The organism is Curtobacterium sp. MCPF17_003 (assembly GCF_003224385.1).
Lineage (GTDB): Bacteria > Actinomycetota > Actinomycetes > Actinomycetales > Microbacteriaceae > Curtobacterium > Curtobacterium flaccumfaciens.
Map to the genome: position 1 here is coordinate 1 of NZ_QKLC01000007.1, position 15019 is coordinate 15019.

At 70.8% G+C, this 15019-nt stretch carries 11 protein-coding genes and 1 tRNA gene; 3 read left to right on the top strand and 9 right to left on the bottom strand.

Annotated features, from left to right (window positions below; genetic code table 11):
• On the top strand, positions 1 to 322 hold a 322-nt coding region (locus tag DEJ30_RS08670), incomplete at its 5' end, for a hypothetical protein (RefSeq protein WP_220032944.1).
• Positions 323 to 369: 47 nt separating this feature from the next.
• Here the strand turns inward: DEJ30_RS08670 and DEJ30_RS08675 are convergent.
• From DEJ30_RS08675 to DEJ30_RS18515, 5 genes are all read right to left on the bottom strand, one after another.
• A complete protein-coding gene (locus DEJ30_RS08675) occupies positions 370 to 1602 on the bottom strand; it encodes a CDP-glycerol glycerophosphotransferase family protein (RefSeq protein WP_110860503.1) in 1233 nt (410 codons plus the stop codon).
• 42 nt (positions 1603 to 1644) lie between these two features.
• Positions 1645 to 2520, bottom strand: a complete 876-nt coding sequence (locus tag DEJ30_RS08680; RefSeq protein ID WP_110860780.1) for a glycosyltransferase family 2 protein — start codon at positions 2518 to 2520, stop codon at positions 1645 to 1647.
• A gap of 44 nt (positions 2521 to 2564) precedes the next feature.
• Positions 2565 to 3386, bottom strand: a complete 822-nt coding sequence (locus DEJ30_RS08685; protein ID WP_110860505.1) for a CDP-alcohol phosphatidyltransferase family protein — start codon at positions 3384 to 3386, stop codon at positions 2565 to 2567.
• Positions 3387 to 3390: 4 nt separating this feature from the next.
• Positions 3391 to 4434, bottom strand: a complete 1044-nt coding sequence (locus DEJ30_RS08690; RefSeq protein ID WP_110860507.1) for a glycosyltransferase family 2 protein — start codon at positions 4432 to 4434, stop codon at positions 3391 to 3393.
• Positions 4435 to 4617: 183 nt separating this feature from the next.
• Positions 4618 to 6573, bottom strand: a complete 1956-nt coding sequence (locus tag DEJ30_RS18515) for a S1C family serine protease (RefSeq protein ID WP_258369880.1) — start codon at positions 6571 to 6573, stop codon at positions 4618 to 4620.
• A 191-nt stretch (positions 6574 to 6764) separates the two neighbouring features.
• Here DEJ30_RS18515 and DEJ30_RS08700 point away from each other — a divergent pair, with 191 nt between their 5' ends.
• On the top strand, positions 6765 to 7973 hold the full coding sequence (locus tag DEJ30_RS08700) for an aminotransferase class I/II-fold pyridoxal phosphate-dependent enzyme (RefSeq protein ID WP_110860509.1): 1209 nt from the start codon (positions 6765 to 6767) through the stop codon (positions 7971 to 7973).
• A gap of 32 nt (positions 7974 to 8005) precedes the next feature.
• Here the strand turns inward: DEJ30_RS08700 and DEJ30_RS08705 are convergent, their stop codons facing one another.
• The 4 genes from DEJ30_RS08705 to DEJ30_RS08720 all read right to left on the bottom strand — a co-directional run bounded on the left by DEJ30_RS08705 (position 8006) and on the right by DEJ30_RS08720 (position 13435).
• Positions 8006 to 8845 carry a carbon-nitrogen hydrolase family protein gene (locus DEJ30_RS08705; RefSeq protein ID WP_110860511.1) on the bottom strand — a complete coding sequence of 280 codons (840 nt, stop codon included), beginning with the start codon at positions 8843 to 8845 and terminating at the stop codon, positions 8006 to 8008.
• Positions 8846 to 9032: 187 nt separating this feature from the next.
• Positions 9033 to 9109 (bottom strand) — tRNA-Met (locus DEJ30_RS08710).
• A 63-nt stretch (positions 9110 to 9172) separates the two neighbouring features.
• A complete protein-coding gene (locus DEJ30_RS08715) occupies positions 9173 to 12160 on the bottom strand; it encodes a UPF0182 family protein (RefSeq protein ID WP_181420063.1) in 2988 nt (995 codons plus the stop codon).
• 165 nt (positions 12161 to 12325) lie between these two features.
• Positions 12326 to 13435, bottom strand: a complete 1110-nt coding sequence (locus DEJ30_RS08720) for a PDZ domain-containing protein (RefSeq protein WP_110860513.1) — start codon at positions 13433 to 13435, stop codon at positions 12326 to 12328.
• A gap of 152 nt (positions 13436 to 13587) precedes the next feature.
• Between DEJ30_RS08720 and DEJ30_RS08725 the strand changes: the two genes are divergently transcribed.
• Positions 13588 to 15006: a zinc-dependent metalloprotease gene (locus DEJ30_RS08725; RefSeq protein WP_110860515.1), complete on the top strand. Its 1419-nt coding sequence runs from the start codon at positions 13588 to 13590 to the stop codon at positions 15004 to 15006.
• Positions 15007 to 15019 lie beyond the last annotated feature (13 nt).

Genomic DNA, 15019 nt, shown 5'->3' on the forward strand with positions numbered 1-15019 from the left:
AGATGTGTATAAGAGACAGATGCACCACCCACCAACCGCGTACGCCGTCCCGTTCGCCGTCGACCGATCGCACGCACCGCGTCGGTACGACCTCGTCAACACCGGCCCCGAGCCGGTCGACGGGCTCTCCCTCACCCACCTGGGCAACGGCTACTGCCCGCCGCTCGCGGTGCGCCGCCTCGACCCGGGTCGATCGTTGTCCCTGGCGGTCTTCGGCGCCGACCCCGAGGACACGGGGGTCGTCATCGTCCGGTGGCGTCGACCCGACCGGTCCGAGTACCTCTGGCGGATGTCACTCGTCGGGCCGGGGATGCAGCCGTGACGCCGCACCGGCCTCCGGCACGGAGCACCCGGGGTGACGATCGACCGTCAGCGCCCGTCGCGTTCGGCGGCGACGGTCCGCCACCGCTCCAGCAGCCACTCCACGGCCGCGTGGAACCGCTCCGTGGCGGCGCCCGGCGTCGTGTCGCCGAAGTACCGGGCGACCCAGTGCTGCAGGCGCGCGAGCTCCTCGGCGTCGCTCGCGGCCGCGTCGACACGGGCCAGCACCGACGGGGCGTCGGCCGCGGTCAGCCAGTTCGCGGCGCTCAGGTAGCCCCGCTCGTCGACGTCGGCCTCGGGCGACACCGGCCGCGTGACGATGAGCGGCTTGCCCACCGCCAGCCGGTCGTAGATCATCGCGCTGATGTCGGTGATCGCCACGTCCGCGTCCGCCAGCTGCCAGCCGAGGTCACCGCCGTCGTCGTACAGGTGGTGCGCGGCCGGGTCGGCGGCGTTGGCCGTGCTGATCGCCGCGACGATCCGCTCGTGCGCCGCGCGGTAGGCGGGGTCGAGCACACCGCTGCGCGGGTGAGGGCGGTACACCAGACGGTGGCGGGGCGATGCGAGCACCTGCTCGGCGATGACCGTGCCGTGCGACGCGATCGACCCGTACGCCGCGGCACCGCGGTCGCCCTCCCACGTCGGGGCGTAGAGCACGACGGTCCGGTCGTCGTCGGGGTACGGGGCCGCTCCGGCGAAGTGGTCGGCCTGCGGGCGTCCGATCGCGATGGTCCGGACGTCCAGGTCGTAGTCCCACAGCGCCTCGGCCAGACGGTCACGTGCGGCGTCCCCCGCGATCAGGGCGTAGTCGTACGCCTTGAACTGGTTCGTCGTCATGTACATCTTGTCGCTCTCGCCGTGGTTGACGAAGACGTGCCACATCCGCCCGTACCGCATCATCTGGAAGTTGCGGGCGTTCTGGTTGACGTACAGCACCACCTTCGGCGCCTGTGTGTCGACGAAGTGTTCGAGGTCGACCACCTGCCGGGCGTAGACCGCGGGCACGGGCGACTCGTCGAGCAGGGTCAGCATGGTGCCCGGGCTCCGCGAGATGATCGCCACCGGGTGCGTCTTCGCGAGTTCGGCCAGCGGCGCGTACCACTGGCGCACCTGGTACATGTTGACCGGACCGTCGGCGAAGTACACGGCGATCTCGACCGAACCGGGCGCCGGCTTCGGCGCGGACGGCAGTCGCTGTGCGAGCTGCCGTCGGCTCCGGCGGGACGTCAGGAGTCGGTCGACGAGCCGCAGCGCGGTTCGCAGGTCGCTGATGATCGACATGGTCCTTCTCCGGGTCTGCTCTGGTGGGACGAGGCGTGCGGGTCAGACGACCGGCGGCCGCCCTGCGATGGTCATCCGTGCGACTGTGAGCCAGCCCATCGGGCGGACCGGACCGCAGTCGGTCGTCCATCCTTCACGGATCCCACCGAACCAGGTGGCCAGTCGGCGGGGGTGACGCCACCAACGCGCGATCTGGATCGCGGCCCACGACCCCACGTACACCGGGCGCAGCACCGGGGGCAGGTTGCGCCGAGCCAGCCACACCCGGTTCCGGGCGTTCAACCGGTAGTACTCGGTGTGCCGCGCCGGGTCGATCGCGGGGTGGTGCGCGACGAGGTCGCCGGCGTACCAGGTCCGACGGCCGGCGTCCCACACGCGCCAGGCGAGCTCGATGCCCTCGTGGGCGTAGAAGTACTCGGCCCCCCAGCCGCCGACGGCCCGGTAGACGTCCATCGGCAGCACGACGGCGCCTTCCCAGACCGAGAAGACCGGCGACGAGTGGTCCGGCTCGCCCTTCCGGATCCGCGGCACCCATCGGCGGGGGTTCGCGGCACCCGTGGGGTCGACGACCCGGGGCTGCACGAGGCCGAGCGACGGATCGTGCTCGAACATCGCGATCGCGTCGCGCAGGAACGTCGGCGACGGCACCGACGCATCATCGTCGAGGAAGAACACGTAGTCGCCGTCGACGACCTCGGCCCCGGCGTTCCGACCGGCCGGGATCCCGATGTTCTCGGGCAGGGCCAGGGCTCGCACGCCGTCCGGCAGGCCCGTGGGTTCCCAGCCGTTGCCGACGCAGGCGACGTCGAGCTCGACGTCCTGCTGGGCGAGCACGCTGTCCAGACCGCGGCGCAGGTCGTCCGGCCGGGTGCCCTGCGACAGGCTCACCACGGCGACGCGTGGTCGTCCGTGGTGCACCACCGCGTGACGGCGCAGGGTTCCGGGCACGGTCGTGTCGTCGGTCACGCCTTGACTCGCTTCGAGGCGATGATCGCCAGGAAGTGCCCGATCGTCGCGAGCACGGCGAGCGGCAACAGCGCACCGACCAGGATCCGGCTGGCGAGCGGGTCGCCGATCACCAGGGCGAGCAGGGCGAAGACGAACGCGAGCATGCTCAGCTCGACCGAGTGGTACAGGCGGTGGAACGGCAGGAACCGTGCCACGCGGCGGAGCGAGGCGAGCTTCCGACCGGACGGGGCGGTGGAGGCATCCCGCCGGTCGACCAGCTTGTCGAGCCCGGCGTTCGCGCGGGCCACGTGCACCATGTCGTTCAGGGCCTTGTTCAGCACGATGACCAGGCCGAGCGCGCACCCGATCGTGGTCCACATCCAGTCGGCGCCGTGGATCGGCCAGGTGGCTGCGCGGACGCCGAGCGCGACCGGGATCAGCCCCTCGGTCGTGTAGTGCCCCACCTTGTCCAGGAACACCCCGGCGGGCGACTTGGTGCCGCGCCACCGGGCGACCTCGCCGTCGGAGCAGTCGACGAGCATCTGCAGCTGGCCGAGGACCAGCGCCAGCGCGGCGCCCCAGATGCCGGGGATGAGCAGGGCGGCGGCGACGCTCCAGCCGACCAGGATCATCAGGCCGGTGACCTGGTTCGCGCTGACGCGGGTCTTCAGGAGCACCCACGTCAGGTACGGCGAGACGTCGCGCAGGTACAGCGAGGCCGTCCAGTGCTCGGCGTTGGCGCGCGCACGGACCTCGTCCGGCTGGGCGACGGCCCGGAGTTCGGCGATCGAGGTCGGCCGTGCGGATCCGCGGCCGGTCGTGGGGTGGTCGGTCATTCGGTCACCGTCCCGTGTGGGTGGTCAGCTCGGACGTGCGGGTCAGGAACCCGATGATGAACCCGAGCCCCCAGCCCACGTGGATGCAGGGCAGCACGACGAGCAGCCAGAGGAGCGTCGGCAGCCCGGAGCGGCGCGCCACTGCGATCGACCCCAGGACGACGAAGAGCAGGTAGACGACGGGCACCACGAACCCGAGCAGCGCCCAGGCGAGCGGGGTGCCGAGCGCGGCGCCGACGATGCCGACGAGTCCGGCGACGATGCCCAGCGCCATCGCCGCGACCATCGCTGGCGGCACGAAGTAGCGCAGGCCGTTGTTCGCCGGGAACCGACGCGCGAGCTCACCGCGCCAGAGCCCGGTGGCGACGAACTGCCGCACCAGGCGCTTCAGGCTCGGTCGCGGGCGGTAGGTGACGACGAGTTCCGGCGTGAACCAGACGGTCCCACCGGTCTGGCGCAGCCGCCGGTTGAGTTCCCAGTCCTGGCCGCGCTTGATGCCCTCGTCGAAGAGTCCGACGTCGAACAGCCGCTCGCGTCGGAACACGCCGAGGTAGGCGGTCTCGGCCGGGCCGGCGGTGCCGCCCACGTGGTGCGGCGTGCCGCCGAGGCCGACACGGCTGCCGTAGGCCAGGGCAACGGCACGCTCGAAGGGGGTCCGGCCCTCGGCGCGCATGATGCCGCCGACGTTGTCCGCCCCGGATTCCAGGAGCGTGCGCACCGCGATGCGCGTGTAGTCGGTGGGCAGGACCGAGTGCGCGTCGACGCGGATGACGACGGGGTGCACGGACGCACGGATCGCGACGTTCAGCCCGGCGGGCGTCGAGCCGACGGGGTTGTCGATCGCGCGGATCCGGGGGTCGGCAGCGCTCATCTCGGCGACGAGTTCGTTCGTGCCGTCGATCGACGGCCCGAGCGCGAGGATGACCTCGAACGGGCCCGTGTAGTCCTGGTCGAGCAGACTGCCGACGGCGGCCCGGACCTCGGTGACCTCGTTCAGCACGGGCATCACGTACGAGACGCCCGGCAGGGGCTGTCCGTCTGACTGCATGCGTACCTCGGGGTGCTGGCTGGCGGCACGGGACGCACCGGGGCGGTGCCGCCCCGCAGAGCGACCATGAGCCTATCAAGAGGCCGAACCGCCCACCTGCGACGGCGCGGGACGCGCCCCCGGGACGGACTGGAGGCCCGGCGCACGTCGTGCCCCGGGCCTCCTGTCCGTCCTGTGGTGGCGTCAGCCCTTGCTGTCGTACGTTCCGAGCTTCACGTCGGCCTGACGGGTCTGGCCGTCGCGCAGGTAGCTGATCGTCGTGGACGCGCCGCCCGCGAAGTAGCGCACCTGCGCGGTGAGGTCGGTGGCGTCGGAGACCGTCGCCGAACCGATCTTCGTGACGACGTCACCCTTCTGCAGACCGGCCTTCGCCGCGGCTCCGCCGGACGAGACCGACTTGATGAGCGCGCCCATCTGGGTGGCGTTGGCGTCCTCGGAGGCATCGCCGACGGTCGCGCCGAGCAGCCCGTGCGTGGCCGACCCCTTCTCCTTGATCTCGTTCGCGACCCGCTTCACCAGGTTCGACGGGATCGAGAAGCCGACGCCGATGCTGCCGGCGGCCGACTCGGACGACGAGGAGCTGCCGGCGGACGCGATCGCCACGTTGATGCCGATGAGCTTGCCGTCGGAGTCGAGCAGCGCACCGCCGGAGTTGCCGGGGTTGATCGATGCGTCGGTCTGGATGACCGGGAGCGACACGGTGGTGTTCGCGGACGAGCTGCTGCCGTTGTCCCCGTTGCCCCAGAAGTCGAAGGGACCCGAGCCGCCGTTGCCGCCCTCGTTCGAGTCGCCACCCTCGCTGGGGGCGCTCGAGGTGACCTGGATGCTGCGGTTCAGGGTCGAGACGATGCCGTCGGTGACGGTGTTCGACAGGCCCAGCGGCGCACCGATCGCTACCGCGGTGTCCCCGACGTTGAGCTTGGACGAGTCCGCGAACTCCATCGGCTTGAGGTCGGTCGCATCGATCTTGATGACCGCGAGGTCGACCGTCGGGTCGGTGCCGATGAGCTTGCCCGCGTAGATCTTGCCGTTCGAGGTCGTCACCGTGATCCGGCCGTTCGAGCTGTCGCCGTCGAGGGTGACCACGTGGGTGTTCGTGACGATGTAGCCGTCCTTGCTCATCACGACACCGGAACCGGTGCCGGCCTCGTTGCTCGCCGACACGTTGATGGTGACGACGGACGGGGTCGCCTGTGCCGCGACCGCGGTGACGACGGTGGCGGAGTCGTAGTCGTTGACGGTCAGGTTGCCGCCCTGCGACGAACCTGAGGACACCACGCTGCCACCGTCGTTCGCCGCCGACGATGCGAGCCATCCAGCACCGCCACCCACGAGCCCGGCCACGACGAGACCGGCGATGATCGGCAGGAGCAGCCTGTTGCGGCCCGAGCGCTCCTTGGTCGTCGTGGTCGCCGCGGCACCCGAGGCGTCGTCGCTGAAGTAGTGCCCGTTGCGCTGGTTCGCGCCGTCGACGTCGCCGAAGGCGCTCGTGGCGGACTGCGGGGCCTGCGCGGATGCGTTCGCGTACTCGGAGGACGAGCTCGGAGCGGACGAGGACGTCGGCTGGGCGTACTCGCCGTAGCGGGGGCGTTCGGCGCCCGGCTGGCCGTACTGGGACTGCTGGCCGTACGGGTTCTGGGACTGCTGGCCGTACGGGTTCTGGGCCTGCGGCGCCTGCTGGCCGTACTGCGACTGCTGGCCGTACGGGTTCTGGCTCGGCTGGGACTGCTGGCCGTACGGGTTCTGGCTCGGCTGGGACTGCTGGCCGTACGGGTTGTGGCTCTGCTGGGACTGCTGGCCGGACGGGTTCTGCGCCTGCGGCGCCTGCTGGCCGTACGGCGACGTCTGCTGGCCGTAGCCGCCCTGCTGCACGCCCGAGGACTCGCCGGAGACGGCGGGGTACGGCGCGGTGTAGCGGTCGGTCGGGTGGTCCGTCGACGACGGGATCACATCCGTGTGGTCCGGGGTCGTCTCGTCGTTCTGGTTCGGGCGAGGGGTCTCGTCCGGCTGGTCGGAGTCGTTCGGCATCGACGTGTTCCCTCTCGTGGCCGCTGCTGCGGCGTCCTCACTGGCGGCAGGCGGAGCCGCATCGTCCGGACGGCGGTCGTCGCCCTGCCCGTCGGGCGTGGTGTCGGTCATGCTGGACGTGCTCCTTTCAAGCTCGTGCAGTCTGTCGCAAGCACCTGAGCGGTCCTTCTGGCGAGGCTGCGAGCCACCCCTGGCGATCTTATGCGTGCGCTGTACACGGCGACCCGGCCCGCCGCGGGACGGACAGCTAGGTTGGGGTCCGTTCAGCGCGACACCTCGTCGCCCGCACGGGAGGGAACCACATGCGCCAGGCAGGACCGTGGCTGCGAGCCGCCGACGGAGCGATGCTGCTCGGAGCCGACGGGGTCCCCGCACCGACGGTGTTCGCCGAGATGAGCGCCCTCGCCGCCAGCACCGGCGCGGTCAACCTGGGGCAGGGGTTCCCCGACGAGGACGGGCCGGCCGAGGTGCTCGAGGCCGCCGTGCAGGCGATCCGCGACGGCGTGAACCAGTACCCGCCGGGCCGCGGCACCCCCGACCTGCGGGCGGCGATCGCCGAGCACCAGCAACGGTGGTACGGGCTCGACGTCGACCCCGACCGCGAGGTCCTCGTCACCGCCGGCGCCACCGAGGGGTTGGCCGCGACGATCCTCGCGCTGGTCGAACCCGGCGACGAGGTGATCACCTTCGAGCCGTTCTACGACGCCTACGGGGCGCTCATCCGGCTGGCCGGCGGCGTGCACGTCACGGTCCCGCTCACCGCGCCCGACTTCCTGCCCGACGAGCGAACGCTCCGTGCCGCCTTCACCGACCGAACCCGCGCCGTGCTCGTGAACACCCCGCACAACCCGACGGGCCGGGTCCTGCCCACCGAGGTCCTGCAGGCGATCGTCGACCTGGCCACCGAGCGCGACGCGGTGATCATCACGGACGAGGTCTACGAGCACCTGACGTTCGACGTCCCGCACACGCCCATCGCGACCCTGCCGGGTGCCGCGGAGCGGACGGTGTCGGTGTCGAGCGCCGGCAAGACCTTCAACACTACCGGGTGGAAGGTCGGCTGGCTCACCGCTCCCCCGGCGCTCGTCGACGCGATCACGACGGTCAAGCAGTACCTGACGTTCGTGAACGGCGCGCCCTTCCAACCGGCCGTCGCCGTGGGACTCCGCCTGCCCGACGCGGTGTTCACCGGCATCGCCGCCGACCTGCGCGCGAAGCACGAGCTGCTCGCGAACGGACTGACGGCAGCGGGCTTCGACGTGATGCGACCCGACGGCGGGTACTTCGTGCTCGCCGACGCCGCGCCGCTCGGGTACGACGACGCCCGCGCGTTCTGCCTCGAACTCCCGGCGCTGGCCGGAGTTGCCGGCGTGCCCGTCTCGGCGTTCGTCCGACCGGACCGTGTCGCCGGCTACCGGTCCCTGGTGCGCTTCGCGTTCTGCAAGCGCCGGAGTGTCCTGGAGGACGCCGCCGCGCGCCTGGCGACCCTCGGAGCGCGTCCCCGCGCCTGAGACGCGACCGCATCGGGGACGCGACGGACGCGTCAGCGCTGCCCCGGGCCTCCAGGCGGGGTGCGCAGTGCGACGTCGTACCGCCGCAACGACAACGACGGGTTCACCCGACGGACGGCGTCCGTGACGGTGGTGTCGATCGTGGCTGTGAGCGTGCCCGGCGAGGCACCCGCCGAGGCGACCGCGACGCCGGACGGGTCGAGGACGACCGAGCCGCCGATCCCGACGGGCGGCGTCTGGCCGACCCCGACGACCCAGACGGTGTTCTCGATCGCGCGGGCGGTGAGGAGCGTGCGCCAGTGGTGCTCCTTGCCGGGCCCGCGCACCCACTCCGCGGGGAGGACGACGACGTCGGCCGCGCCGGTCTCAGGAGCGGCGAGGCGCCGGGTGACCTCGGGGAAGCGCAGGTCGTAGCAGGTCTCGAGCCCGATGCGGACTCCGCCGAGCTCGAAGACCGGCAGCTGCTCCGGGTCGCCGGACTCGATGCGGTCCGACTCCCGCGAGCCGAAGGCGTCGTAGAGGTGGACCTTCCGGTACGTCGCCGCCACGTCGCCCGACGGGAGCACTGCGACCAGGGTGTTCCGGAAGCGCTCCGGCGTGTCCGCCGACTCGGCGACCCCGACGACCAGGGCGATGCCGGACACGCGGGCGACGTCGCGGAGGCCCGAGACGAACGGACCGTCCAGGGGCTGCGCCGCGGCGACGAACCGATCGTCGATGTCGGCGGTGAAGTACGAGGTGTACTCCGGCGTGACGAGGAGGTCCGCGCCCCGGGCCGCCGCGTCGACGGCGGCGGTGCGCACGGTGTCGAGGTTGGCGACGGGGTCGTCCACGGGGGCGAACTGCGCCGCCGCGATCGTGAGGGTGGCCATGCGGTGAGCGTACCCGGGGGTCCGCGGCGGGCGGGCCTGCGTTCGGTCGTCCTGCGGACGGTCGTCCTGCGACCGGCCGTCCTGCGACCGGACGTCCTGCGACCGGACGTCCTGCGACCGGACGTCCTGCGACCGGGGACACGAAGAAGGCCCCGGTCCTGATGGACCGGGGCCTTCATGTGACGCTTGGTTGCGGGGGCAGGATTTGAACCTACGACCTCTGGGTTATGAGCCCAGCGAGCTACCGAACTGCTCCACCCCGCGGCACGTTTAGAAGCCTACACGGGGCCGTGGCGGGACACAAATCGAGTGCCCCACCACGGTGTGTCAGTTGCCGTTCTCGGCTGCCGTGGCGGCCTCGATCGCGTCCTGGAGGCGCTGGTCGGCTTCCGCCGCAGCGACCAGGTCGTTGTCGGCGTAGGCCTCCTGGCGGTCCTGCAGGGCTGCCTTGGCGTCGGCCAGGGCCGCCTGCAGGGCGTCGTTGTCGGCCGAGCCGGAACCCGTCGAGCCGGTCGAGCCGGAGCCCGTGTCGGAGTCGGAACCCGTGTCCGAGCCAGACCCGCTGTCGGGAGCGGAACCGGAACCGCTGTCGCTGTCGCCGCTGCCGTCGCCGCTCGCGCCGGAATCGCCGGCCGCTGCACCGGAGTCGCCGCCGAACAGCGAGTTCAGGGCCTCGTCGAGGGTGTCCTCGAACGCGATCTTGTCCCCGAAGGCCACGAGGACCTTCTGCAGCAGCGGGTACGAACCACTCGAGGTCGACTGGACGTAGACGGGCTGCACGTAGAGGAACCCGCCGCCGACCGGGAGCGTGAGCAGGTTGCCCTGCTTCACGGTCGAGTTGCCCCGCTTCAGGATGTTCAGCTCCTGCGACACGGTCGAGTCACCGTTGAAGAGGCTCTGCACCTGTCCGGGGCCCGGGATGTTGTCGGTCTTCGGCATCGTCAACAGCGTGAGTTTGCCGTAGCCCGACGCCTTCTCGCCCTTGCCGGCACCACCCGCGTCGGAGTTCACCGCAAGGTAGCCGGTCAGCACGTTGCGGTTGTTCGCCCCGGCCGACTGCTGCGGGATGTAGGTCGTGTACAGCGAGTACGCGGTCCCCTGGCCCGGCACCTTCATCGTCAGGTAGTAGGGGTCCTGCAGGTTCGCCCTGTTGGCCGTCGTCGTCGTCTGCGCACCGAGCGCGTTCGTCGACGTCGCCGCGGTGTCGGCGTCGCTGTCCGACGTCGCCGTGCTCGTCGGTTCCTGCGGGGTGTTCCACGCGTCGTCACCCGAGTAGAACGAGTTGGCGTTGGTCACGTGGTACGTGCCGAGGATCGAGCGCTGCACCTTGAACAGGTCGGTGGGGTACCGCACGTGGTCGAGGAGCTCGGCGCTCATGCTCGAAACCGGCTTCATCGACGTCGGGAAGATCTTCTGCCACGTCTTCAGGACCGGGTCCTTCGTGTCCCACGTGTACAGCGTCACCTTGCCCGTGTACGCATCGACCGTGGCCTTCACCGAGTTCCGGATGTAGTTCACCTGGTCGGTACGGTACGTCGAGGACTCGGCGCCGGCGATGCTGTCCGACAGGCTCTGGCTCTGCGAGTACGGGTACGCGTCGCTCGTGGTGTAGCCGTCCACCACCCACTGGATGCGGTGGTCGACGATCGCCGGGTACGCGTCGCTGTCGACGGTCAGGTACGGCGCGGCCTTCTGCACGCGGGTGATCGGGTCGCGGTCGTAGAGGATCTGCGAGTCCTTGTTCACCGCGTTCGAGAGCAGGATCTGCTCCGACTGGAACTTCGCGGCGTAGACGAGCCGGTTGAAGAAGTTGCCGAGGCTCGGACCGCCGTCGCCGGCGTACGTGGTGGTCGCGTTGCCACCGTTGTCGTCGTCGGAGCCGGACGGGTAGTCGAGCTCGACGTCCTTCGTGCCCTTCGGGGCACCCACGATCGAGTAGGGCGGCGAGGTCTCACCGAAGTACACGCGCTGCTGGAAGTCGCCCAGGGCACCGTTCGACGGGATCCCGGACTCGAGGAACACCGGCTTGCCGTCGCTCGCGCGCTGGTTGCCGTAGGCCGCGGTGACGCCGTAGCCGTGGGTGTAGACGAACGCCCGGTTGTACTGCGTGTTCGCGGCCGAGCTGAGCCCGGCGAGGTCGATGTCGCGGACCGCGATCACGGTGTCCTCGGTCTCGCCCTTGACGTCGTAGCGGTCGACGTCCAGCTCCTTCGGGAACTGGTAGTACTGCCGGTACTGCTGCAGCTGGCTGAACGTGTCGGAGACGATCTTCGGGTCGATGAGACGGATGTTGGCCGTGGTCTGCGCGTCCTTCGCGAGCGCACCCGAGCTCGTCTCGGTCGTGGCGTCGTAGTTCTGCTCCTCGACGCCGGCGACACCGTAGGCGTCACGCGTGGCCTTGATGTTCCGCTCGATGTAGGCGGACTCGAAGGTGCGCTCCGAGGGCTTCACCTGCAGTCGCTGGACGACCCACGGGTAGATGCCGCCGACGACGATCGCGGCGACGAGCAGCAGGCCCGTGCCGACGATCGAGATGCGCCAGCGGCCGATGACCGCCGTGACGATGAAGAGCAACGCGACGATCGCCGCGATGCCGGCCATGATCTCGCGGCCCGGGATCACCGCGTTGACGTCGGTGTACTGGGCACCGGTGATGAGCGAGTTCGACTTCGTCAGGGCCGCGTACTGGTCGAGCCAGAGGCTGACAGCCTGCAGCGCGATGTAGAGCGCCGCCGTGACCGCGAGCTGGATGCGCGCGGCGCGGGAGATCCGGACCTCACGACCACCGAAGCGGAGCGCGCCGTAGAGGTAGCTCGCCGCGAGTGCGGCGAGACCGGCGATGAGGACGACGGCCGACGAGTAGGCCACGATCGAGCGCCAGAACGGCAGCTCGAACACGTAGAACCCGATGTCCAGTCCGAACTGCGGGTCGGTCTTGCCGAACGGCGTGCGGTTGAAGTACTCGAGGACCATGCTCCAGCGCCCCGCCGTCGAGAGCCCGGCGAAGATGCCGAGGACCACGGGGATGCCGATCATCACGGCGCGCCGCAGGGGCTCGATGACCTGCTGGTAGCGGTCGAGCTGCGAGTTGAGCTTCGCGTAGACCGGCCGGAACCGGAACGCGAGCGCGATGCTCACGAAGACCGGGACCGCCATGCCGAGGAAGCCCGCCAGGAACATCAGGGTCCCGGCGATCCACCGGGTCGTGAGGACCTGCTGGAACCCGAGCTGCGCGAACCACGCGTAGTCGGTGTACAGGCTGGCGAAGATGAAGAAGGCGATCACCAGTGCGGCCAGCACGATGATCGTGACCACGATCGGGACCCGCGGCGAACGCCGCCCCGAGGTGGACGAGGTTGTCGTCACTTGATGTGCTCCAGACGTGTCGGACCGGCGGGCCCGGCTCGCGGCGGGCCGTCAGTGACACTGATCCTATGGGACCGGACCGGACGTGAAGCTGTACGGGGGCTCAGGACCGGGTCAGGAACCGCAGCGGGCGAGCTTCGCGGTACTCGTGCCGTCGGCGATCGTCTGCAGGTCGGTGACGGCCTGGTCGAGCGTGGAGACGCTGTAGACGTCGAGTCCGTCCGGCACGTGCCCGACGACCTCGTCGCAGTTGTCCGCGGGGGCGAGGAACACCGTGGCACCCGCGTCCGCGGCCCCGTAGAGCTTCTGCCGGATCCCGCCGATGGGGCCGACCTCGCCGTCTGCCGTGATCGTGCCGGTGCCGGCGACGTGCTTGCCGCCGTTGAGCTCGCCCGGCGTGATCTCGTCGATGATCCCGAGCGCGAACATCATGCCGGCCGACGGACCGCCGACGTCCTGCAGTCGGATCGACACCTTGAAGGGGAACTCGTAGCGCTCGGTGACCCCGACCCCGAGCAGCGCCGTGCCCTGCTCGCTGCGCGGTGTCACACGGACGTCCTTGGTCGTGCCGTCCCGTTCGACGGTGACGGTCGCGGGGCGCGAGGTGCCGTGCTGCGCGACGGCTTCGCGCAGGCTCACTGCATCGGCGTTGGTCGTGAGCGACTTGCCGTCGAACGCCGTGATGACGTCGCCCTTCTCGATCGCGCCGTCGGCCGCCGAGCCCTCCTGCACGGCGCTGACCTCGAGTTCCGTCGGCAGGTCGTTCCCCTGTTGGATGAGCGCGGCGGCGACGGCCGACTGCTGCGATGCCTGCATGTCGGCGGAGTCCCGCTCGTTCACCTGCTCCGTCGTGGTGCCGCTCGGGTAGATCGCCTCGACCGGGATGACCGCCTGCGACCTGGTGAAGATCGCGCGGATCACGCTGGTCCAGGACGGACGGTTCGTGGCGTCGCCCTGGATCCCGACCGTGAGCATGTCGAGGGCACCGGCCGTCGGGTACGTCTCGTGGCCGGACACCTGGATGAGCTTGACGTCCTTCGCGCCCTTGCCCGTCCCCTGCTTCTGCGTGCCGATGGTGTTGTAGACCGGCCCGGGGACCTCGATGAGGTACGGGCTGGGCAGCAGGCTCGCCAACAGGCCCAGGACGACCGCGCCGATCAGGAACGCCCACCCGACGGTCCGGGCACGCGAGCGACGACGGGGCGCGGGGGCGAAGAGGGTCACGCGGGGTCCTTCCGAGGTGGGCACCCGCGCCTGGCGGCAGGGTGGTCGCCCACGTCTTGCGACGGGGCTGTTCGCCCTGGGCGCAGCGCTTCGGGCGTTCCCACGGGGGCGTCCCAGGTGCGGCCCCGTGAGCAGCGATTAGCGTAGTCGGCATGCCTGATGAACCACAGCCGGGGCCGGACGACGACTTCCAGGAGATGCTGCGCAAGCTGCTCTCGGGCGAGGGGCAGATCGACCCGTCGCAGCTCGCCGGTGCCGCCGGTCTGCCGAACGACCCGGCCTCCGTGGCGAACCTGATGAGCCAGCTCCAGCGCGCCGCCCAGTCCGGCGGTGACGGCATCGACTTCTCGGCCACCGCCGAACGCGCCACCGCGATCGCTCGCGACGGCGGCCACCCCGTCGACCCGGCCACCTCGCAGGCGGCCGACCAGGCGTTCCAGGTCGCCGCACTGTGGCTCGACGAGGTCACGACGGTCGCCGAACTGACCGCGACCCCGAGCCTCTACACACGTGAGCAGTGGGCCCGGGCGACCGTCCCGGTGTGGACGCAGATCGCCGAGCCGGTGGCCTTCAGCATCGCCGATGCCCTGACCGAGGCGATCGACCAGCGTGCTCCCGAGCAGCTCAAGGCGATGCTCGGCGACGTCTCGAAGGCGATGCGCGGCATCGGCGGTGCGCTGTTCGCGATCCAGCTCGGCCAGGTCGTCGGGCAGCTGTCGAAGGAGGTCGTGTCCGGCGGTGACGTCGGCGTGCCGCTCCTCGACGAGCAGGTCGCAGCGCTCCTGCCCCAGAACGTCGCCGAGTTCGCCGAGGGCCTCGACGTCTCCGAGGACGAGGTCCGCATCTACCTCGCGGTCCGCGAACTCGCCCACGCCCGGCTCTTCCGGTCGGCACGGTGGCTCCGGCTGCACATCATCTCGTCGATCACGGACTACGCACGGGGCATCCACATCCCCTTCGACCGCGTCGAGGAACTCGCGGCCGACATCGACCCGACCAACCAGGAGCAGCTGCGCGACGCACTCGCGTCGGGTGCCCTCATCCCGCCGCGCACCGCCGAGCAGGACGCCGCACTCGCCCGGCTCGAGACGATGCTCGCGCTGGTCGAGGGCTGGGTGGACACGGTCACCGCTGCTGCCACCGTCCGTCTCCCCAAGGCCGGGGCGATCGCCGAGATGGTGCGCCGTCGCCGTGCCGCCGGTGGCCCCGCCGAGTCAGCCTTCGCCACACTCGTCGGCCTCGAGCTGCGGCCGCGTCGTCTGCGTGAGGCCGCGGCGATGTGGCAGCGGGTGACCGACGAGCTCGGTGCCGAGCAGCGCGACGCCCTCTGGTCGCACTTCGACCTCGTGCCGACCTCGGACGACGTCGACGCGCCCGATGCCCTCGTCGCACGGCTGCGGAACCCCTCCCAGACCGACGAGGACGACGCGTTCGACAAGGCGCTCGAGGACCTGCTGAACGACTCGACCGGTGCGCGCCCGCACGAGGACGAGTCCGGCCGCGTGGCCGACGACCCCGAGGGTGGAGCGGGCGACGAGCACGGGAACGACACGGGCGACCAGCCCCGCTGAGTTCTCCACAGAT

What these genes read in the sequence shown, in the direction of transcription:
- DEJ30_RS08690 (WP_110860507.1), bottom strand. Translation starts at nt 4,434, where the DNA reads ATGCAGTCAGACGGACAGCCCCTGCCGGGCGTCTCGTACGTGATGCCC.
- DEJ30_RS18515 (WP_258369880.1), bottom strand. Translation starts at nt 6,573, where the DNA reads ATGACCGACACCACGCCCGACGGGCAGGGCGACGACCGCCGTCCGGAC.
- DEJ30_RS08675 (WP_110860503.1), bottom strand. Translation starts at nt 1,602, where the DNA reads ATGTCGATCATCAGCGACCTGCGAACCGCGCTGCGGCTCGTCGACCGA.
- DEJ30_RS08685 (WP_110860505.1), bottom strand. Translation starts at nt 3,386, where the DNA reads ATGACCGACCACCCCACGACCGGCCGCGGATCCGCACGGCCGACCTCG.
- DEJ30_RS08725 (WP_110860515.1), top strand. Translation starts at nt 13,588, where the DNA reads ATGCCTGATGAACCACAGCCGGGGCCGGACGACGACTTCCAGGAGATG.
- DEJ30_RS08705 (WP_110860511.1), bottom strand. Translation starts at nt 8,845, where the DNA reads ATGGCCACCCTCACGATCGCGGCGGCGCAGTTCGCCCCCGTGGACGAC.
- DEJ30_RS08700 (WP_110860509.1), top strand. Translation starts at nt 6,765, where the DNA reads ATGCGCCAGGCAGGACCGTGGCTGCGAGCCGCCGACGGAGCGATGCTG.